The organism is Actinoplanes sp. CA-051413 (assembly GCF_050955795.1).
Lineage (GTDB): Bacteria > Actinomycetota > Actinomycetes > Mycobacteriales > Micromonosporaceae > Actinoplanes.
The window spans coordinates 6,016,883-6,035,932 of record NZ_CP192100.1 but is presented as its reverse complement, the minus strand read 5'-3'; the positions used below and the strand labels follow the sequence as shown (position 1 = coordinate 6,035,932).

19 protein-coding genes are annotated in these 19,050 nt (G+C 72.5%); 12 read left to right on the top strand and 7 right to left on the bottom strand.

The genetic code is table 11. The annotated features are described in order from the left end of the window. Positions 1-18 precede the first annotated feature (18 nt). Positions 19-894 carry a helix-turn-helix domain-containing protein gene (locus ACQP2Y_RS28450; protein ID WP_360543219.1) on the top strand — a complete coding sequence of 292 codons (876 nt, stop codon included), beginning with the start codon at positions 19-21 and terminating at the stop codon, positions 892-894. An 18-nt stretch (positions 895-912) separates the two neighbouring features. Continuing rightward, the gene (locus ACQP2Y_RS28445) at positions 913-1,659 is read left to right on the top strand and encodes a TIGR03089 family protein (RefSeq protein ID WP_433718099.1); all 747 of its coding nucleotides are present in this window, start codon (positions 913-915) and stop codon (positions 1,657-1,659) included. Positions 1,660-1,662: 3 nt separating this feature from the next. On the opposite strand, the gene ACQP2Y_RS28440 is transcribed toward ACQP2Y_RS28445, so the two are convergent. Next, positions 1,663-2,430, bottom strand: coding sequence for a class I SAM-dependent methyltransferase (locus ACQP2Y_RS28440; protein WP_433718098.1), 768 nt, complete (start codon positions 2,428-2,430; stop codon positions 1,663-1,665). A gap of 23 nt (positions 2,431-2,453) precedes the next feature. Further along, positions 2,454-4,754, bottom strand: coding sequence for a putative bifunctional diguanylate cyclase/phosphodiesterase (locus ACQP2Y_RS28435; protein ID WP_433718097.1), 2,301 nt, complete (start codon positions 4,752-4,754; stop codon positions 2,454-2,456). Between the two features lie 163 nt (positions 4,755-4,917). Between ACQP2Y_RS28435 and ACQP2Y_RS28430 the strand changes: the two genes are divergently transcribed. Both ACQP2Y_RS28430 and ACQP2Y_RS28425 read left to right on the top strand, forming a co-directional pair. Next, the gene (locus ACQP2Y_RS28430) at positions 4,918-7,113 is read left to right on the top strand and encodes a penicillin-binding transpeptidase domain-containing protein (protein ID WP_433718096.1); all 2,196 of its coding nucleotides are present in this window, start codon (positions 4,918-4,920) and stop codon (positions 7,111-7,113) included. Between the two features lie 71 nt (positions 7,114-7,184). Further along, positions 7,185-8,195 (top strand): LacI family DNA-binding transcriptional regulator, encoded by a 1,011-nt coding sequence (locus tag ACQP2Y_RS28425; protein WP_360543209.1) that lies wholly within the window; start codon positions 7,185-7,187, stop codon positions 8,193-8,195. A 3-nt stretch (positions 8,196-8,198) separates the two neighbouring features. On the opposite strand, the gene ACQP2Y_RS28420 is transcribed toward ACQP2Y_RS28425, so the two are convergent. Continuing rightward, on the bottom strand, positions 8,199-9,611 hold the full coding sequence (locus ACQP2Y_RS28420) for a serine/threonine-protein kinase (RefSeq protein WP_433718095.1): 1,413 nt from the start codon (positions 9,609-9,611) through the stop codon (positions 8,199-8,201). Positions 9,612-9,743: 132 nt separating this feature from the next. Here ACQP2Y_RS28420 and ACQP2Y_RS28415 point away from each other — a divergent pair, with 132 nt between their 5' ends. Further along, positions 9,744-10,703 (top strand): AraC family transcriptional regulator, encoded by a 960-nt coding sequence (locus ACQP2Y_RS28415; protein ID WP_433718094.1) that lies wholly within the window; start codon positions 9,744-9,746, stop codon positions 10,701-10,703. Between the two features lie 7 nt (positions 10,704-10,710). Here ACQP2Y_RS28415 and ACQP2Y_RS28410 read toward each other — a convergent pair whose 3' ends face one another. The 3 genes from ACQP2Y_RS28410 to ACQP2Y_RS28400 are packed head-to-tail and all read right to left on the bottom strand — an operon-like array spanning position 10,711 to position 14,110. After that, on the bottom strand, positions 10,711-12,075 hold the full coding sequence (locus ACQP2Y_RS28410) for a transaminase (protein WP_433718093.1): 1,365 nt from the start codon (positions 12,073-12,075) through the stop codon (positions 10,711-10,713). A gap of 55 nt (positions 12,076-12,130) precedes the next feature. Beyond that, positions 12,131-13,153 carry a 5'-3' exonuclease gene (locus tag ACQP2Y_RS28405; RefSeq protein WP_433718092.1) on the bottom strand — a complete coding sequence of 341 codons (1,023 nt, stop codon included), beginning with the start codon at positions 13,151-13,153 and terminating at the stop codon, positions 12,131-12,133. 9 nt (positions 13,154-13,162) lie between these two features. After that, complete coding sequence (locus ACQP2Y_RS28400) at positions 13,163-14,110, bottom strand: helix-turn-helix transcriptional regulator (RefSeq protein ID WP_433718091.1); 948 nt, start codon at positions 14,108-14,110, stop codon at positions 13,163-13,165. 88 nt (positions 14,111-14,198) lie between these two features. On the opposite strand from ACQP2Y_RS28400, the gene ACQP2Y_RS28395 reads away from it, so the two are divergent. The 4 genes from ACQP2Y_RS28395 (at position 14,199) to ACQP2Y_RS28380 (ending at position 16,070) form a co-directional block, all read left to right on the top strand. Beyond that, entirely contained in the window at positions 14,199-14,627 is a 429-nt protein-coding gene (locus ACQP2Y_RS28395) for a VOC family protein (protein WP_433718090.1), read from the top strand. A gap of 202 nt (positions 14,628-14,829) precedes the next feature. Beyond that, positions 14,830-15,003: a hypothetical protein gene (locus ACQP2Y_RS28390; protein ID WP_433718089.1), complete on the top strand. Its 174-nt coding sequence runs from the start codon at positions 14,830-14,832 to the stop codon at positions 15,001-15,003. A 318-nt stretch (positions 15,004-15,321) separates the two neighbouring features. Continuing rightward, positions 15,322-15,531: a hypothetical protein gene (locus tag ACQP2Y_RS28385; RefSeq protein WP_433718088.1), complete on the top strand. Its 210-nt coding sequence runs from the start codon at positions 15,322-15,324 to the stop codon at positions 15,529-15,531. A 95-nt stretch (positions 15,532-15,626) separates the two neighbouring features. Next, entirely contained in the window at positions 15,627-16,070 is a 444-nt protein-coding gene (locus tag ACQP2Y_RS28380) for a nuclear transport factor 2 family protein (RefSeq protein WP_433718087.1), read from the top strand. A gap of 26 nt (positions 16,071-16,096) precedes the next feature. On the opposite strand, the gene ACQP2Y_RS28375 is transcribed toward ACQP2Y_RS28380, so the two are convergent. Next, on the bottom strand, positions 16,097-16,648 hold the full coding sequence (locus tag ACQP2Y_RS28375) for a DUF4232 domain-containing protein (protein WP_433718086.1): 552 nt from the start codon (positions 16,646-16,648) through the stop codon (positions 16,097-16,099). A 164-nt stretch (positions 16,649-16,812) separates the two neighbouring features. Between ACQP2Y_RS28375 and ACQP2Y_RS28370 the strand changes: the two genes are divergently transcribed. From ACQP2Y_RS28370 to ACQP2Y_RS28360, 3 genes are read left to right on the top strand one after another with little or no spacing between them, the layout of a single operon-like run. Then, positions 16,813-17,208 carry a GntR family transcriptional regulator gene (locus ACQP2Y_RS28370; RefSeq protein ID WP_433718085.1) on the top strand — a complete coding sequence of 132 codons (396 nt, stop codon included), beginning with the start codon at positions 16,813-16,815 and terminating at the stop codon, positions 17,206-17,208. Continuing rightward, positions 17,205-18,104 carry an ABC transporter ATP-binding protein gene (locus ACQP2Y_RS28365; RefSeq protein WP_433718084.1) on the top strand — a complete coding sequence of 300 codons (900 nt, stop codon included), beginning with the start codon at positions 17,205-17,207 and terminating at the stop codon, positions 18,102-18,104. The genes ACQP2Y_RS28370 and ACQP2Y_RS28365 overlap by 4 nt, the downstream gene beginning before the upstream one ends. Further along, positions 18,101-19,048 (top strand): ABC transporter permease subunit, encoded by a 948-nt coding sequence (locus ACQP2Y_RS28360; RefSeq protein WP_433718083.1) that lies wholly within the window; start codon positions 18,101-18,103, stop codon positions 19,046-19,048. The genes ACQP2Y_RS28365 and ACQP2Y_RS28360 overlap by 4 nt, the downstream gene beginning before the upstream one ends. Positions 19,049-19,050: the final 2 nt, after the last annotated feature.

The window sequence follows — 19,050 nt, the reverse complement described above, 5'->3', positions numbered from 1 at the left end:
ACGACGACGGGAACACCAGTGACGACGGCGCAGAACGACGGGCCCACGGTCCGCCGCTTGCAGCTCGGCGCCCGCCTGCGCAATTTGCGGCTGGCCAAGGGGGTCACCCGCGACAAGGCCGGCTACGAGATCCGCGCCTCCGAGTCGAAGATCAGCCGGATGGAGCTCGGCCGCGTCAGCTTCAAGGAGCGCGACGTCGTCGACCTGCTCAAGCTGTACGGCGTCGAGGACGAGGGTGAGCAGCAGCGCCTGCTCACCCTGGCCCGGGAGGCCAACACCCCGGGCTGGTGGCACTCGTACGGCGACGTGCTCAGCACCTGGTTCCAGAACTACCTGGACCTCGAGCAGGCCGCCGAGCTGATCCGCACGTACGAGATCCAGTTTGTCCCCGGTCTGTTGCAGACCGACGCCTACGCGCGGGCGGTCATCATGCTCGGGCACGGCGGCGCGACGCCCGAGGAGATCGACCGCCGCGCCGACCTGCGGATGGCGCGCAAGCAGATGCTGCAACGCCACGAGTCCCCGCGGCTCTGGGCGGTGCTCGACGAGGCGGTGCTGCGCCGCCCGATCGGCGGCAAGGAAGTGCTCCGCGAGCAGATCGAGTCGCTGCTGGCGATGTGCGAGCAGCCCAGCGTCCGGCTCCAGGTGATCCCGTTCGAGTCCGGCGGGCACGCGGCGGCCGGTGGCGCGTTCACCATCCTGCGCTTCCCGTACCCCGACATGCCCGACGTGGTCTACCTCGAGCATCTGACCAGCGGCCTCTACCTGGACAAGCGCGAGGACGTCGACCACTACGCCGCGGCGATGGGCCGGCTGACGATCGAGGCGGAGCCCCCGGCGCGGACCCCGGAGCTCCTGCACAGGGCGCTGCGTGACCTGGACGCCGCCGAGTAGGAAAGGGAAGCCACCGCGATGGCCGAGCTGACCGCCGCGCTCTCCGTGCCGCTGCCGGAGACGGACCGTCCGCTGCTCACCTACTACGACGACGCGACCGGGGAACGCACCGAGCTCAGCGCGGCCGAGCTGGGCAGCTGGTCGGCCCGGACCGCGGCCCTGCTGCACGACGGCTGCGGCCTGCAGGCGGGCGGCAGCGCGGCGGTGCTGCTGCCACCGCACTGGCAGACCGCCGTGGTGCTGCTCGGGGCGTGGTCGGCGGGGGTGGCCGTGTCGTTCCGCTCGTGGGCCACCGCGGGGCTGTCCGCGCCGCCGCCCGAACGGCTCGACGCCGTCTTCGTCTCCCGCAAGCGGCTGGACAGCTGGCTGGAGGAGGTGCCGGCCGCCCGGCACCGCTTCGTGCTGGGCCTGGCGCCCGGCCTGCAGCCGCTGGCCGAGGTCCCGGCGGACTACCGGGACTTCGCGGCCGAGGTGGTCCGGCATCCGGACGACGCGCCGGCCTACGCGGCCCTGCGCCCCGGCGACGCGGCAAGCCCGGACGGTACGACGTACGCGCAGTGGACCGACATCGCGCACAGCATCGCGGCCTCGTTGCAGCTGCGCCCGGGCGACCGGGTGCTGGTCGACGCGACGAACCATGAGCAGCCCGTGCAGTGGCTGCTGGCGCCGCTGGCGGCTGGGGCGTCCATTGTGCTCTGCGCCAACCTGGATCGCGACGCCCTGGATGCCCGGGTCGCAGCCGAGGGCGTCACCCGGGTCCTCTGAGGATCAGGCAGAGGCCGGGTTCGCAGCGACCACGAACAAACGGTCCGCGGTACGGCGGCCGACCCCGTCCGCGATGTCCACGGTCCGCATGCCGTGCCGCCGCAGCACCGCCGTCAGCTCACCCCTCGACCACGGCCGCATGGTGAAGTCGTAGCTGGACTCCTCCTCGGTCCGCCCGTCCACGACGAGTTCGTACCGTTCCTCGACGTGCAGCAGCCCGTCCCCCCACCGGCTGCGGCTGGAGAACCTCAGCTCGCGGTGGCCGCCCAGCTCGGCGACGACCGAGCGGCTCGAGCCGTCGGCCCGGAGCCGGGAGGCCTCCTCCTCACGGACGTCGAGGAAGAGCAGGCCGCCCGGTCGCAGGCTTGCGGTCAGCGACGCGATCGCCGCTTCCCGGTCCGCGTCGGTGACCATGTCGTTGAGCACGCCCCGGCAGGTCACGGCGTCGTACTCGGACACCAGGCCCAGCGCGCACAGGTCGGCCAGCAAGGCGCGGGAGTCGGGGCAGCGTTCGGCGGCCAGGGCCAGCAGCTCGGCGGAGGCGTCCGCGACGTCGACCCGGTGACCCTTGGCGATGAGGGCCTCGGCGTGCCTGCCCGTGCCGCATCCGGCGTCCAGCACCACGGCTCGCGGCCGCCCGCCCCGGACCAGCCGATCGTGGACCGCGTCGACCCAGGGCGCGACCGGATCGGTGATCAGCAGGTCGTAGGCCGCGGCGTGCCGGCTGTAGAAGGGACGTTCGGCACTGACCCGTGCGGACGCTGACGTCACCCCGTCAGCTTAGGCGGGACGCCTCAGTCGGGCGGGCCCGTCTGCTCCGCGGTGCTCCACCAGTCCTCGGGTCCGGTGGTGTTGTCCGAGTGCCGCAGCAGCGCCTCGATCTGCGCCGAGCCGGCCGGCCGCGCGAACAGGTAGCCCTGGCCGTACGTGCAGCCCAGCGCGCTGAGCAGCGAATGCTGGTCGATGTTCTCGATGCCCTCGGCCACCGTCTGCAACCGCAGCGCCCGCCCCAGCTGCACCACGGCCTCGGCCAGGGTGGCGTCGTCCGGGTCGGTGGCGATGCCGTCGATGAACGCCTTGTCGATCTTCAGGATGTCGATCGGGAACCGCCGCAGGTACGACAGCGACGAGTAACCGGTGCCGAAGTCGTCGATGGCGATGTGCACGCCCAGGTCCCGCAGCTCGCGCAGGGTGCTGATGGTGGCGTCGGTGTCCCGCATCAGCAGCGACTCGGTGATCTCCAGGACCACCCGGCCCGGATCGATCCCGGAGTCGCGCAGCACGCCCGCCACGTCCGCGACCAGGTCCATGTGCTGGAACTGCCGGGCGGAGAGGTTCACGCTGATCCGCAGCTGCTCGGCACCCGGGACGTCCCGGTGCCAGGCCGCCACCTGCCGGCACGACTCGGCCAGCACCCAGTGTCCCAGCGGCACGATCAGCCCGGTCTGCTCGGCCAGGCCGATGAAGGTGTCCGGGCTCAGCAGCCCGCGCTCCGGGTGCTGCCAGCGCACCAGCGCCTCGACACCGATCAGCCGGCCGGAGGGCAGGTCGACGATCGGCTGGTAGTGCACCACGAACTCGTCGTCGGTCAGGGCCTGCTCCAGCCGCAGGCGGGCCTCGGCCTCCTGCAGGGCGTCGGCGTACATCGACTCGTCGAAGACCACGTAACGGTCGCGGCCGGCGGTCTTGGCGGCGTACATGGCCAGGTCCGCGTCGCGCAGCAGCTCGTGCGTGTCGGCCTCGGTCATGGTGTGGGTGATCTTGGCCGAGGCGATGCCGATGCTGGCCGTGGTGACCAGGTCGCGGTGGCCGACCCGGACGGGCAGCCGGACGATCTCCAGCAGGCGTTCCGCCAGCGCGGCCAGCTCCAGATCGTCGAGCCCCTCGACCAGCACCGCGAACTCGTCCCCGCCCAGCCGCGCCAGCGTGTCGGCCGGCCGGATGCAGCCGCTCATCCGCGCGGCGACGGCCTGGATCAGCTCGTCCCCGGCCGAGTGCCCGAGGGTGTCGTTGACCTTCTTGAAATCGTCCAGGTCGACCAGCAGCAGCTCCACCCGGCCGCCGCTGCGCAGGTTCCGGGCCACCGCCTGGTTCATCCGGTCACCGAGCAGCGCCCGGTTGGGCAGCCCGGTGAGAGAGTCCTGGAACGCCTGCCGGGTGAGCTCACCCTCCAGCGCCTTCTGCTCGCTCACGTCTCTTATGGTCAGCACGACCGCGTTGATGTGCGGGTCCGAGAGCCGGTTGGTCCCGGTCACCTGCACGTTGATCCACCGGCCGTCGGCGTGCTGGCACCGCGAGTCGATCCGCTCGGTGTGACCCGGGGCGGCCGCGCGCAGGTCGAGCATCCACGCGGTGATCCGGGCCAGATCGTCCGGATGGGTCATCGCGACCATGGTCTCGTTGGTGAACTGCGCCGCGTCGCGGCCCAGCACCCGGCCCGACGACGAACTGGCGAAGACCACGCCGTTGTCCGAGATGGCGAGCACGGCGTCGGAGCCGTTCTCCAGCATGGCCTCGGTGCGGCGCTCGGCGACCGCGCGCTGGGTGTCCTGCTGCCGGCGGCTGTGCGCGGTCAGGGCACACAGCCCGGCCACCACGATCAGCACCATCGACAGCGACATCACCAGCACCGGGTTGGGCTGCGGCGTGGTCATGGCCAGCGTCAGATAGCCGGCCTGGGCGAACAGGCCCAGCCCGAGCAGGGTCTGCGGCAGGAAGACGGCCGAGGCGGCCACCACGATCACGATGGCGCCGGCCGGGTAGATCGCCAGGCCGTCGTCGTCGAACTGGTTGAAGGCGTACAGGGCGATCAGGGCGGCCGCGTACCAGGCGGGCAGCCAGCCGCGTACACCCGCGTGGCGCAGGATCCGCGTCCACGGGAGCGCGCTGGCGGCGAGCACCACGGCGACGGCGAGCCCGAGCGGGACCAGCCACCACCTGTACTGCGGCGCCCAGGCCACTTCGACGCGTACCGCGCCCATGAGAGTCAGCGCGGCGATGATCCACAAGTCGAGCCGGATCTGCCGTGCACGATATTGCGCCAACGTGGCGTCTGATCCGGCCCAAAGCTGCACGACCCACTTGTCGGACGCCACGGGCCGGTCCGGAGACAAACCGCCGATTTTGTTTCCCGCCGGACCGGGTTCGAGCAGCCCGACACGCTGACAGTGCTGCGGTCCTGCACGGCGGCGCGCGGACGGTGGAGCGGGCCTGACAAGATCGCGTTCGTCGATGCCGCTGATGCGAGGGACGCCCACCATGCCCCGCGACCGCCCGTACGTCCCGCGTGACCAGGCCACGCCCCGGGGCGCGGCCGCTGACTCCCTGCGCGACGCCCTCGACCTGCTGGGCACCCGGCGCGCGGCCCGCCACCCTGCCCCGCCGGCCCCACCGGCCACTTCCGCCACGTCCGCCGCGCCGGATCTGCCGGTCCCGCCCGCGGGCCCGTCCGCCTCGCCGGACCTGGTTGACCGGCCTGCGGCCTCGCCGGTCCGGCGGTCCGGCGCTTCGCCGGGCCAGGTTGACCGGCGGAAGGCCTCGCCGGCAGCACTGACCCGGCGGACCGCCTCGCCGGCCGCCGTACCGGCATCGTCGGCTCGGCCGACCGCCTCGCCGGATGGCCGGCCGTCCGTCGGGTCTCCCCGGAGACAAGAGACCCGACGCCCCAGGACTCCCATCCCGTCCCGGCCGCCACGGACTCAGCTGCGGCTGGCCGGCAGCCGGCGCCGGATCCGGCTGGCCACCGTGTTCACCCTGGCGCTGTTCACCGCGATCGGCGTGCGGCTGGTCGTGCTCCAGGTAGGCCAATCACCCGAGGCGCTGGGGCTGCTCCTCGCGCAGCAGCGCAGCCGGCTCGTGGAGATCGAGCTGCCCGCCGCCCGCGGCAGCATCGTGGACCGGACCGGCGCCGTGCTCGCCCGCAGCGTCGAGTCCCGCTACGTGTACGCCGACCCTGAGCTCATCAACAATCCCCGGGCCGCCGCGGACCGGCTGTCCCCGCTGCTCGGCGTCGCCCCCTCCCGGCTCGCGCGGCTGATGGCCAAGGAGAAGCGGCCGGACGGCACCAGCTCCCGTTTCGCGTACCTGGCTCGCGGCATCGGGATCCCGGCCGCGCGCGCCGTCGCCGGGCTGGGGCTCGCCGGCATCGGCATCGGGCGCGACGAGCGCCGGGACGTGCCCGGCCGCGACCTGGCGGCCAATCTCATCGGTTTCACCGGCGAGGACCGCACCGGACTCGAAGGCCTGGAGGCCCGCTACGACGAGGCGCTGCGCGGGCAGGACGGCCGGTTGATCTACGAGCGCGGCAATCCGGGGGTCGACGACGGGCGGCTGGCCAAGGAGATCCCCAGCGGCTACCACCGGCTGACCCGGGCCCGCCCGGGCGCCACGTTGCACCTGACCATCGACCGGGACCTGCAGTTCCAGACCCAGCGGGCGCTGTGCCCGGCCCTGGCCGAGGCGGGTGCGACCTTCGGCGCCGCGGTGGTCCTGGACGTACGTACCAGCGAGGTGCTGGCCCAGGCGAGCTGCCCGGGGTTCGACGCGGCGAAGCCGCTGCTGTCCGAGCCCGCCGAGCGGGCCGACGTCGCGAGCAGCGTCGCGGCCGAGCCGGGCTCCACCCACAAGGCCTTCGTCGTGGCCGCCGCATTGCAGGAGGGCCTGATCACCGCGAAGACGACCGTGCCGGCGAGCGGGCCGCTGGTCCGCGGCGGTACGCCGTTCGCCGACGAGCACCCGCAGCCGGCCGGCACCCGGCTCACCATCCCGCAGGTGCTGGCGTTCTCGTCGAATGTCGGCACCATCGCGGTCGCCGACCGGCTCGGCCCGCAACGGATCTTCGAGTACCAGCAGCGTTTCGGGCTGGGCAGCGTCACCCGCGAAGGCATGCCGGGCGAGAGCGCCGGCCGGTTGCTGCCGCCGCGGCAGTGGAGCCCGTCGGCCTCAGGTTCGGTGCCGATCGGTACGAGCGTGGACGCGACGCTGCTCCAGATGGCCGCCGGGTACGGGGCCATCGCCAACGACGGCACGTACATCGCGCCGCGGCTGGTGCACTCGACCGTCGACGCCGGCGGCACGGTGACGCTCGCCTCACCGCCGGAGACCCGGCGGGTGCTCAGCCCCGGGGTCGCCGCCGAGGTGCGGCGCATGCTGGAGGCTGTCGTCGTGATGCCCGGCGCCACCGGGCGTCGTGCCGCTGTCCCCGGCTACCGGGTCGCGGGCAAGACCGGCACCGTGGACCGCCTCGTCGACGGGCAGTACACCAGCGCGAACGCGGTCTCGTTCATCGGCATGGCCCCGGCCGAGGCACCCCGCTACGTCGTCGCCGTCTCCGCCGCGGTGCCCGAGGGCGCCGGTGGTGACGTGGCGGCGCCGATCTTCAGCGACATCATGGGACTGACCCTGAGCCGCTACCGGGTGCCGCCGTCCACGACCCGCCCTCCGGCGTACGAGTGAACCCGCAGGGTAGGTTGTGGCTGGCGGGACAGGACGGGCCCGGCGGGACGGTGAAGGGCAGGGGAGGACCGATGACGACGGAGCGGTCCCGATCCACCGGACGCCCGACCCTCGACCAGGTCGCGGAACGGGCCGGCGTCGGGCGCGGCACGGTGTCCCGGGTGGTCAACGGCTCGGCGCAGGTCAGCCCGGGTGCGAAGGCCGCGGTCGAGGATGCGATCGCCGAGCTGGGGTACGTGCCCAACCGCGCCGCCCGCACCCTGGTGACCCAGCGGACCGACTCGATCGCCCTGGTCATCTTCGAGTCCGGGGAGCGCTTCTTCGCCGAGCCGTTCTTCGGCCGCATAGTGCAGGCCATCGCGTCGGTGCTGGTGGAGCGCAACCTCCAGATGGTCCTGATGATCTCCCAGTCCCCGCAGGAGCGGGAACGGCTGGAGGGGTACCTGACCCGCCAGCACGTCGACGGCGCCCTGCTGCTGTCGCTGCACGGCACCGACAACCTGATGGACAAGCTGGAGCAGCGCGGCGTGGCCACGGTCCGGGCCGGGCGGCCGGCCGAGGGGGAGTCGGGCTGTTACGTGGACGCCGACAACCGTGGCGGTGCCCGCGAAGCGGTGGAGTATCTGCGCCGCTCGGGCCGCCGGCGGATCGCCACGATCACCGGCACCATGGACATGGCCCCCGGCCAGGCCCGCCTCGACGGCTACCGCGACGTGGTGGGCGAGGGGATCGTCGCGCACGGCGACTTCAGCGAGGAGGGCGGCGCCGCCGCGATGCGGCAGCTGCTGGCCCGGCACCCGGACATCGACGCCGTCTTCGCCGCCTCGGACATGATGGCCGCGGGCGCTCTGCGCACGATGCGCGAGCAAGGGCTGTCGGCACCGGGCGACATCGCGGTGATCGGCTTCGACGACTCGGTGATCGCCGGGCACACCGATCCGCCGCTGACCAGCGTGCACCAGCCGATCGAGGAGATGGGCCGGCAGATGGTCCGGCTGCTGCTGGCCAAGATCGACGGCGAGGACCCCGGCCCGGGCGGCCCGGTCCTCAGCACCCGCCTGGTCCTCCGCGGCTCAGCCTGACCCTCAGCTGGAGCGCAGTGCTTCGTCGAGATCGGCCAGGCGGGCGCGCAGGATCTTGGCGGCGGCGGCGTCCACGCTGCCCTCGGCGATCCGGTCGTTGAGCTTGCGTCGCAGCTCGGCCACCTGGTCGTCGGCCCGGCGGCCGTCCCCGCGGTCCAGCGGCCGGAGCAGGTTGAGCAGGTCGACCGCGATGTCCGGCCGGATCTGCCCGTCGGCCCGTGCGTCCTCCACCGCGGTGCGGAACCGGGCCTGCGCGACGTCGGCGTCCAGCGGCGCGGCCGCCGTGGTGACCGCTGTTCGCGGCGTTGTCTTCGTGGCCGGCGGAGCCGAGGGCTGCGGGGCCGCTGATGGCGGAGCCGGGGGCCGCGGGCTCGCCGGTGGCGGGCTCGCCGCAGGTGAGCGTCCGGCCTCCACGGTCGACCGCGACGTGCCGAGCGCGGCGAAGAGCGCTAGCGCCGAGACGACAAGCGCAACCAGAGACGACCAGAGCACCAGCCTGCGGCGCCCAGACCCCGGGCGTCCGCCGCCACCCGGCTCGGCGCGGGGCCCGATCGCGGTGGCCGCGGGCACCAGCTGTTCCGGCTCCTCAGGCTCCGCCAGCTCCGCGAGTCCTTTCCCGACCTCAGCGGCGCTCGGCCGGCGATCAGGCTCGTCGACCAGGCAGCGGGTCACCAGCTCGCGGAACGCCGGCGGCAGCTCGGACGGCAGCGCCGCCGCTCCCTCCGCGCGGGCCCGCGCCAGCTCTTCCCACGTGTCCACCGGGTACGGCGGCTGCCCCGTCACCATCTCGAACAGCAGCACGCCCAGCCCGTACACGTCGGTCGCCGGTTCCGCGGGTTTGCCGTCGAGCCGTTCCGGTGCCACGTACGCCGGGGTGCCGAACGTCGCCCCGGTCTCGTCGTCGTCGGGTTCGCCGGTGACCGCGCTGATGCCGAAGTCAAGGATCTTGACGCCGGTCGGGGTCAGCATCACGTTGCCCGGCTTGACGTCGCGGTGCACCACGCCGCTCGCGTGGGCCGCGGTCAGGGCGTCGGCCACCGCGGCTCCGATCCCGGCCGCCTCCCGCCAGGGCAGCGGCGCGCAGGCCAGCCGGGCTGCCAGGGTCTCGCCGGCCAGCAGCTCCATCACCACGAACGGCGCCACCGAGCCTTCGGGGCGGACCGCCTCGTCGTAGTCGTGCACCGCGGCGATGTTGGGGTGCGACAGCCGGGCGCCCATCCGGGCTTCCTTCCAGGCGAGCTGGAGCACGTTGCTGCGGGCCCGGTCGAGGCCGGTGGGCAGCTTCAGTGCGACCGGGCGGGCCAGCAGCTCGTCCTGGGCGTGCCAGATCTCGGCCATCCCGCCGGTCTCCAGCCGCGACACCAGGCGGTAGCGGAACGCCAGGAGGGTGCCCGCCGCCGGCCAGTCGTCGCTCATCTCGGAACACTCGCCCAGCGCACGCGACGTGTCAACTCGTAACCAGCGACGGCGGCGCCGGATGTCCTTCACCACCGGGTGGCCCTCACCGGGGCAGTAGCGGTTCGGTCACGGATCGGTGATGCTGTTGGCGTGCAAGCCATCAGCGTGACCACCTCGGACGTGGACGAGGCCCGGACGGTGCTCGGGGACCACTTCTACTCCAACACTGTCGACGTGCTCTCCCCGGGCGCCTGGAAGGCCGGCTTCGACATCGCGCACAGTGGCCTGGTGACCTTCGGTGACCTGCACTTCGGCATCGACGTACGGATGTCGTTCGGCGAGCTGGGTGCGTACCACGTGGACGTACCCCTCAGCGGTGAGCTGGAGTGGCGCCAGGGTGGCGGCGCCCCGCTCATCGCCACCACCGCCAGCGCCGCGGTCTTCCAGCCGGTCGGCGACACCGTTCTCGAGCGGTGGAGCGGCGACTGCCGGCTGCTGGCCGTGAAGATCGACCGGGTGGCTCTGGAGGAGGAGCTGAGCCGGATGATCGACGGGCCGGTCCGCAGCCCGGTGCGGCTGGTCCGGGAGCTCGACATCTCCGGCGGGCTCGGCGCCGCCTGGGCGCGGCTGGCCCGGATGCTGGCTGTCGACGCGGCTGAGCAGCACGGGCTGGTCCGGCATCCGCTGCTGGGCCGGCAGCTGCGGGAGAGCCTGATCGGCGGGCTGTTGCTGGCCGCGTCGCACAACTACCGCGACGCTCTGGAGAACCGGCGTCCCGGGATGGCCGCGCCGCGCGCGGTGCGCCGGGCGGCGGAGGCCATGCGGGCCGAGCCGGGCCGGTCCTTCACCGTCGCCGACCTGGCCCGGATCGCCTCGGTCAGCCCACGCTCCCTGCAGGACGGTTTCCAGCGGTTCCTCAACACGTCACCGATGGCCTACCTGCGGGAGATCCGGCTCTCGCTGGTGCACGAGGAGCTGCGGCGCAGCGGACCCCGGGACAGCACGGTCACCGAGATCGCGTACCGGTGCGGCTTTGTGCACCTGGGCCGCTTCGCCGCCCTCTACCGCCGCCGCTACGGCGTCTCCCCGTCGGAGACGCTGCGCAGCTGAGCTTCGCTCAGGCGAGCAGCTCGCCCAGGGCGGCGGCGAAGACCTCATGGTGGCGGGCCACGTCGCCGGTCGCGGTCTGCGGGCACATCAGGGCCATGTTGTGGAACGGGGTCAGCAGCACCCCCCGGTTCATCAGGTACGTGTGCAGGAAGTCCTCCAGCTCGGGGTCGGCACCGGCGGCCGACTCCGTGCCGGTGCGCGGGGCCGGGGCGGTGAAGCGGTACTCCACCCGCGCCCCCACCTGGGCCACCGACCACGGCAGGGCGTACTCGGCGATGATCTTCCGGACACCGTCGGCGAAGCCGGTCGCCACCTCGATCATCGTGGCGAAGGCGGCGTCGGTGAGCACCTCCTCCAGCGTCGCCCGGGTCGCCGCCATCGACACCGGGTTGCCGGCCAATGTGCCACCGACTCCGCCCATGTCGATCAGGTCGAGGTCGGTGCGCCCGGTCAGCCGCGCGGCGAGTTCGGTGCTCAGCCCGTACGCGCCGACCGGGACGCCGCCGCCGATGGCCTTGCCGATGGTGACCACGTCGGGATCAAGGGCCCAGGCGGCGGTCGCGCCGCCGGGCCCGGCCGAGAAGGTGTGGGTCTCGTCGTTGACCAGGTACGTGCCGTGCTCGCGGGTCAGCGCCCGCACCCCGGCCAGGTAACCGGGCTCGGGCAGCACGATGCCGATGTTGGTCAGCGCGGGCTCCATCAGCACCGCCGCGACGTCGCCGTGGGCCAGCTCCCGGGCCAGCCCGTCCAGGTCGTTGAACTCGGCGACCCGGCTGGTCAGGGTCACGTCACCGGGGGCGCCGACGTTGCCCTCGCGGCTGCGGGGCCGCCCGTCCGGCCCGACCACGATCAGGGACTCGTCGACCGAGCCGTGGTAGCAGTAGCTGTTGACGAGGATGCGCGAGCGGCCGGTCACGGCACGCAGCAGCCGGATGGCCCAGCGGTTCGCGTCGGTCGCGGTGAGGGCAAAACTCCACGCCGGTACGCCGAAGCGCCGGCTCAGCTCCGCGCCGACCAGGGCCGCGTCCTCGGTGGGCACCATGGTGCTGGCGCCGCCCAGGTCGGCCAGGCGACGGGTGACCGCGGCGACGACCGGGGCGGGGGAGTGCCCGGCCATCGCGGCGGTGTCACCGAGGCAGAAGTCCACGTACTCGTGGCCGTCGATGTCGGTGAGCCGGGCCCCGCGAGCCCGGTCGAGGTAGACCGGGTAGCCGGCCGCGCTCTTGTTCATCCAGGTCATCGGCACCCGGCCGAAGAGGTGGTCGGCGCGGGCGTAGGCCGCCGCCGACCGCGGATGCCGGTCGGCGAAGGCGGTCCGCTCACGCTCGGTCAGCGCCTGGAGGCGGGCACGGTCGATGGAATCCGTCGGCATGGCGCGACGCTACCAACGATCCGCGCGGGCAACGACCCTCCGGACGACCGATTCCTCAGAACAGGGCGAGCTGCCCCGGCGTGGGGTCGCGGCGGCTGGTCAGTCCGCCGCGGAGCCGCCACGGCTGGAGCTCCGGCATCGGCTCGGTGACCACGGCCGGCGGGCTCCCGCCGGTCAGCGCCCACAGCGAGGGCCCGAAGTTGATGCCCCGTCCGGAGAGGACGGACCGCATGGCGCTCAGGCGCAGCGGCAGCCGGGCCGCTCGCAGCTCCGGCATCGGCAGGTCGGCCCGCATCCGCATGAGCCGGCGGTTGCGCTCGACGATCTCCCGGGTCTCCGGCCGGCCCAGCTCGTCGGTGCACTGGGCGCCCACGACGTCGCGCACCGCCTGCGCGTCGCCCGCGTCGATGGCGGCCCAGGCGGCGTCGACGGTGTCGAAGGTGGCCAGCAGCCGGGCCGCGGTCGCCGAGCCGAAGCGGCGGACCCCGTGCAGGTTGTCCGAGGGATCGCCGCGCAGGGCGGCGTAATCGCGATACTGCGCCGCGCGTACGCCGCAGAGCGCCAGCAGACCCTCGGGGTCGACCAGTACGGCCTCGTCGAAGCCGCCGTTGCGGACCCGCAGCACCGACGTGGTGTCGTCGATCAGCGCGAACGCGTCCCGGTCGCTGGTCATCAGCACCGAGCGCCAGCCGTGCTGCCAGGCGTGCGCCGCCGAGCTGGCCAGCACGTCGTCCGCCTCGTACGCCGGCGGCACGACCGTGCACACACCGGCCGCGGCCAGCAGCTCAGGGGCGCCGGCGATCTGCTCGCTCAGATCAGCCGGTTTGTCCGGCCTATGGGCTTTGTAGGCCGGATACTCGGTGCGCCGCGCGGAGTCCTGCGGGCAGTCGAAGCCCACCACCACAGCGTCGGGACGCAGATGCGCGGCGGCCCGGGCCAGATAGCCGACCAGTCCGCGCAGCGCCCACACGGGCCGGCCGGCCTGGTCCAGCAGCCCTTCCATCGCCGCGGCATGGTAGGCGCGGTGCAACAGACTGTTGCCGTCGAGAACGAGCAGCAGGGGGGCCGGGGGCGACACCCGGACAGCCTATGCCGGACCGTACCGGGCGACGAGTTCCGCACCCAGCCGGGCGAGCTCGGCCCGGACCGGCTCCGGTTCGAGCACCTCGACCGCCGCGCCCCAGCCGGCGAGCTTCTCCGCGATGGACAGAGCCATCGGGGCGGCGACCCGGACCCGGACCCGCCCGTCGGCGAGGGTCTCCAGCGTTTCGCAGTGCCGGCCGAAGTGGTCCTGCAGCACCGGCAGCACCCGCTCGGCGATCAGGACAATTGCGGAGAGCAGGGACCGGCGCTGCTCGACCGCGCCGACCACCCGTTCCCACTCGCGGGAGAGGTCGAAGCCGGCCGGCCGTTCGGCGACCTGGTCGGTCACCTCGGCTCCCGCGATCCGGTCGACCCGGAAGGTCCGCTGCCCTTTGTCGGTGCCGGCCACCAGGTACCAGACCTCGTCCTTGTCGACGAGGCCGAGCGGATCGACCAGCCGCTGCGACTCGGCGCCGCCGCGGCTCGCGTACCGGAAGGCGACCTTGCGCCGGCGCACCACCGCGTCCTGGAGCAGGTCAACCAACTCGGGACGGTCCCGGTTGCGCTCGCCCCAGCGGGCCGCGTCGACCACCACCACATCGGCGGCGGCCTCGGCGTCGGCCCGGAACGTGTCCGGCAGCGCCCGGACCAGCTTGCGCAGCGCCGAGCGGATCGGCGGCGCCACGGCGGCGGCCGGCCCGGCCAGCAGGAACAAGGCCCGGGCCTCGGCCGAGGTGAGCCCGCTCAGATCGGTGCGGGCGCCGCCCACCAGCGACCAGCCGCCACCCCGCCCGGGCTGCGGATACACCGGGAGGCCGGCGGTGGACAGGGCCTCCAGGTCGCGGCGGGCGGTGGCCACCGACACCTCCAGCTCGGCGGCCAGCTCGGCGGCGGTCACCCGGCCACGGGCCTGGAGCACCAACAGGGTCGCCACCAACCGGTCCGCTCGCATGTCGTGATCCTGTCAGGAAAAGTGCTCACTCGGTGAGCACTTATACCCCGCATGATGAGGTCGTTCAACTAGCGCAGGGGAGAACACGATGTTCCGAGGATTCGCCACCATCAGCTTCTACGCCGACGACGTCAGCGCCGCGGCGGACTGGTACGCCGAACTGTTCGGCGCGAAGCCGTACTACGCCTTCCCGCCCGCGCCGGCGGCCCCCGCGTACATCGAGTTCCGCATCGGCGACGACGAGGACGAGCTCGGCCTGATCGACCGCCGGTACGCCCCGCCCGCGGCAGCGACCACTCCCGGCGGCGCGGTGATGCACTGGCACGTCGACGACCTCGAGGCCACCGTGGCGCGACTGCTCGAGCTGGGCGCGACGGAGTACCAGCCGATCACCCACCACGGGGCGGGGGAGGGCTTCGCCACGGCCTCGGTGGTGGATCCGTTCGGCAACGTGCTCGGGGTCATGAACAACCCCCACTACCGGGAGATGCTCGCTGCGCGGAAGGGCGCGGCCTGAGTCACGGCGGCAAGCCCTCAGCTTCGGCGGTGGCCGTCCGATTGTCGGGGCCCACCGCCGATTCCGGGGCTCATCCAGGGATTGTCGGAGCCGATCGATGTACGGGCCGCTGATCGTCGGGCCCGCCGCCGATCGGCGGGCCTACCCGCCGGAGTAGAGGAGCCGCTATGCAGCGCACCTGTGTCAGCGCCGGAGGCGCTCGATGACCGCCGCCGCCGATGTCTTGGCCGCGGTGGCCGGTCTCGGCGTGCCGTGGTGGGGCTGGACCGCGCTGGTTGTCATGATCTTCTGGGGGTTGCTGGCTCCCGGAGACCAGGGGCAGGACGAGGAAGGCCCGACACCGGAGGAGCAACTCGCCCTCGCCCGGCGGCGATGATCAGGCGATGGGCTCCAGAGTTGTCCAGGGTTGCGCTCGGCCACCCGGCGATGACCCGATGGCTTGAGCAGTTACTCCCCACCTGCCATCCGTCGAACCGCGCGAATATCCGCGCCAGGATAAGCGACTCCCGGCGAGGCGTTGGCCCCACGGTCTTTGATGAGATCGTCGACATCGTTCGCGGCCATGGGGTCGGCGGCGAGGAGTCCGAGGATGGCGTAGTACTCGAGCTGAGGTGACGGTTGGCGGATGACCGGCGCGCGCGGTCGTCGGCGGATCCGGATGGGGTGGTGGCGGCCGACGAGGCATCATGACGTCATGTCGACCGAGCATCGTGGGGCCGAGGGCGAGCACGGGTCTGCCAGTGGTGGCCCGCCAGATCGATGGATCGTCTGGCGGCAGGACGACAACGGCAACCGGTTCGAGGTCGCGCGCAAGGACTCACGCGTGGACGCCGAACAACTCGCGGCGGTGATGGAGGCGCGGGGCCACAAGCAGTTGTACTGGGTTGCCAGAGCGCCTGGGTAGCGCATGTCTGAGAGCCGACCGGGGGACTTTGTTGTCGGCCGGGCGCGACGGCATTATGGTCGGCCGTCGTTTCCACCGTCGTGTCTGGAGTTGTGATGAGCCTGAGTGCTGATGACCGCCTGGAGATCCACGAGACGATCGCACTTCACGGTCATCTGAGTGACGCCGGAGCCTATGAGCGGTTCGACGAGGTGTTCACGTCTGATCTGGTGGTCGACGCCAGTGATCTCGGCCGCGCTCCGCTGCCGGCACCCGACCCGTCGCGGCCGCGGCTGGACATGTACGTCGCGGCCTCGCATCGCCTGGGGGCTGCCGGCCCACTTGCTCACCACGTCACCAACATCGTCGTCCGTGAGGAAGGCGACGGCGCCCGAGCATGGTCGAAGGGCTTGGCCGTGAATCAGGACGGTTCGGTGGCCAGCTTCACCTACGAGGATCAGCTTGTGCGTACGAGCCTGGGCTGGCGCATCAGCCGACGCAAGGTCTCAGCTCGTCGTCAGGCCGGGATCGGAGTCGAACCGCTCATTCTTTCTGAGTGAAATCTGGAGCGGCGGCGCCAACGGGATCACTGTGCAGGTGACCCAGCGAACGCTGCCACCGAACCCGCGGCACAAGCCTTGTGCGGCGCGCCGACAAACGTCGTACCTGTGTCCTCCGGGGCCGCGACCTGGTAGCCGGGCACCCGTACCGTTGTCTTGCAGGTCTTGGTGGCCGGTCGGACCGCGGCCCGGACGCGGTCGCCCGGCGCGAGCAGCATGGCCGGTGCCGCCGCGCCGGCCGGGGTGAACGCGCCGGCCGCGGTCTTGACGCCGGGGTGTCCCCGCAGCGAGCAGGCGTGTCCGGTGATGTTCTCGAAGATCAGGGAACCGGCGTCGCCGGTGATGCGAAGCTCGCCGGTGTGGCAGCGCGAGGGCGGCTCGCCCGTGGCGGGATCGACGTAGTCCGCGCCCGTGTCGGGCAGCACCAGCGTGTACGCCGTGGCGGAGACCGCCGCGAGGTCCAGCACCCCGGCGCTGCCCGCCGCGAAGGTGCCGGCTGTGGCCCCGGAGGGTGCCGCCGCGAGCGTGAGCCCCAGCGCGCCGGCCGCCAGCAGTGTTACCCGCCCGATGTTGCGCATCTGTTGCTCCCCCGAGGTCGTGCTTGCGTGTCCTGGTAGACGCTAGGGGGATCGGCGATGACCTTGCTCCCCCTTCCGTGCCACATGAGCCCGCCTCATCCCGGCTCTCTTGACCGGCAACTTACTGCTTTACTATGGTACTAGTAAAGCAGTAAGGGGCTACCGTGTTCGTCTTCCGGCTCGACACCCACTCCGGCGTGCCGCCGTACCTGCAACTTGTCCAGCAGGTCCGGCAGGCGGTGCTGCTGGGCTTTCTCCAACCTGGTGACCGCCTCCCGCTCATCCGCGAGGTGGTCGAGCACCTGGCGATCAATCCGAACACCGTGGCCAAGGCGTACCGGCAGCTGGAGCAGGAGAACCTGGTCACCGGCCGGCCAGGCCAGGGCACGTTCGTCGATGAACAGCAGTCGGCCGCGATGTCGGCATCGACGTACACGTCGCTGCGCCGCGGCCTGGCGACCTGGTTGCGCCGCGCCCACGCGGCCGGCCTCGACGAGCAGGCGGTCAACGCGCTTTTTGCTTCCGTCCACCAGCAGACGAGGAACGAGGACGTGGCGTGACAGCGACCGAGTTCGCGCTGCGCACCGACGGGGTGGGCAAGCGGTACCGGAAGGGCTGGGCGCTGCGCGACTGCACCCTGGCCCTGCCGGCGGGCGGCGTGATCGCCCTGGTCGGGCCGAACGGCGCGGGCAAGACCACGCTGCTGCGCCTGGTCGTCGGGCTACTGGCCCCGAGCACCGGCACGGTGGAGGTCCTCGGCCACGACGTCACCGCCAGCACCCCGCAAACTCTGTCCCGGGTCGGGTTCCTGGCCCAGGACCACCCGCTGTACAAGCGCTTCACCGTTCTCGAGATGCTCCGCTTCGGCCGGGCCTGCAACCTGCGGTTCGACCAGGGGCTGGCCGAGCGCCGGCTGGCGAAGCTGGGCATCCCGCTCGACCGCCGGGCCGGTACGCTCTCCGGCGGCCAGCAGGCCCAGGTCGCGTTGGCTCTGGCCCTGGCCAAGCGCCCGGACCTGCTTGTCCTCGACGAGCCGGTGGCCAGCCTCGACCCGCTGGCCCGGCACGAGTTCCTGCAGGTCCTCATGGGCGCGGTGGCCGAAGGCGGAGTGACCGTCCTGTTCTCCTCCCACGTCGTGCACGAGCTGGAGCGCGTCTGCGACCACCTGATCGTGCTCAACCAGGGCCGGGTCACGCTCACCGGTGACATCGACACCCTCCTCGCCGAGCACCGGCTGCTCATCGGCCCGCTCACGGCCACCGACCCCGACCGGGCCGGCCCCGTCGTGGAGGCCGTCCACAGCGACCGGCACACGACCCTGCTCGTGCGCGACGGCGCGATCCCGGCCGCGCCGGGGTGGCAGGCCCAGCCGGTCGCGCTGGAGGACCTGGTGCTGGCGTACCTGCGCCGGCCGTCCGAGCCGAGCGCCGCGGTCACGTCGGGGGAGGCGGCATGACGTGGTTGATCTGGCGTCAGCACCGGACCGAGGTCTGCGTCCTGGGTCTGCTGGTCGGCATGTTCGGCATTGCCCTGCTCGTGCTCGGGACGCAGGCCCACGACCTGTTCCCCGGCGGTCCCGCCCGATGTGCGGGAGAGGCCGGTGCCAACGAGGCCTGCGCGGCCTCCTTCCGCCGGCTCGACGAGGAGTACGGGTACGTCGAGAACCTCCTGGCGGCCTTCTATCTGGTCCCCGTCGTCATCGGTGCGTTCCTCGGTGCGCCGCTGCTCGCGCGCGAACTGGAGGACGGCACCTGGCAGCTCGCCTGGACGCAGGCCGTACCGCGGATGCGCTGGCTGTCGGTCAAGCTCGCGGCACTGGCCGGCGTCACCGTCACGCTCACCGCGATGTTCACCGCGGAGCTCACCTGGTTCCGTCAGCCGTTCGACGCGTGGGAAGGGCGGTTCCAGTACGACGCCTTCGACCTGGAGGGATTCGTTCCGGTGGCGTACGCGCTGTTCGCGTTCGGCGTCGCCACAGCCGCGGGCGCGATCCTGCGGCGCAGCCTGCCCGCGTTCGGCGTCGCGTTCGGGGCGTTCCTCGCCGCCCGGATGGCGGTGGCGCTGTTGGCCCGTCCCGCGTACGCCACCCCGCTCACCACCATGGAGCCGGTCGGAGCCGGCGGCTCCGGCTTCGCTGACTGGATGATCGAACAGGGCTACGCGGACGCCTCCGGGCGCAGGCTGAGCTCGACCGAGTACTACGAGCTGGAGGACGTCGCCAATCGGGCCGGCGCCAACCTCAACCAGTTCCTGCACACGCGGGGCATCCAGCAGTACGGGGTCTACCACCCGGCCGACCGGTTCTGGACGTTCCAGCTCATCGAGGCGGCACTGTTCATCGCCGCCGCGGCGGCCTTGATCGGCGTGGTGGTGTGGCGGGTACGGCGCCGAATGATCTAGCT

Coding starts and splice junctions, on each gene's coding strand:
- ACQP2Y_RS28445 (WP_433718099.1), top strand. CDS start 913: ATGGCCGAGCTGACCGCCGCGCTCTCCGTGCCGCTGCCGGAGACGGAC.
- ACQP2Y_RS28430 (WP_433718096.1), top strand. CDS start 4,918: ATGCCCCGCGACCGCCCGTACGTCCCGCGTGACCAGGCCACGCCCCGG.
- ACQP2Y_RS28425 (WP_360543209.1), top strand. CDS start 7,185: ATGACGACGGAGCGGTCCCGATCCACCGGACGCCCGACCCTCGACCAG.
- ACQP2Y_RS28420 (WP_433718095.1), bottom strand. CDS start 9,611: ATGAGCGACGACTGGCCGGCGGCGGGCACCCTCCTGGCGTTCCGCTAC.
- ACQP2Y_RS28410 (WP_433718093.1), bottom strand. CDS start 12,075: ATGCCGACGGATTCCATCGACCGTGCCCGCCTCCAGGCGCTGACCGAG.
- ACQP2Y_RS28400 (WP_433718091.1), bottom strand. CDS start 14,110: ATGCGAGCGGACCGGTTGGTGGCGACCCTGTTGGTGCTCCAGGCCCGT.
- ACQP2Y_RS28395 (WP_433718090.1), top strand. CDS start 14,199: ATGTTCCGAGGATTCGCCACCATCAGCTTCTACGCCGACGACGTCAGC.
- ACQP2Y_RS28390 (WP_433718089.1), top strand. CDS start 14,830: ATGACCGCCGCCGCCGATGTCTTGGCCGCGGTGGCCGGTCTCGGCGTG.
- ACQP2Y_RS28385 (WP_433718088.1), top strand. CDS start 15,322: ATGTCGACCGAGCATCGTGGGGCCGAGGGCGAGCACGGGTCTGCCAGT.
- ACQP2Y_RS28380 (WP_433718087.1), top strand. CDS start 15,627: ATGAGCCTGAGTGCTGATGACCGCCTGGAGATCCACGAGACGATCGCA.
- ACQP2Y_RS28375 (WP_433718086.1), bottom strand. CDS start 16,648: ATGCGCAACATCGGGCGGGTAACACTGCTGGCGGCCGGCGCGCTGGGG.
- ACQP2Y_RS28360 (WP_433718083.1), top strand. CDS start 18,101: ATGACGTGGTTGATCTGGCGTCAGCACCGGACCGAGGTCTGCGTCCTG.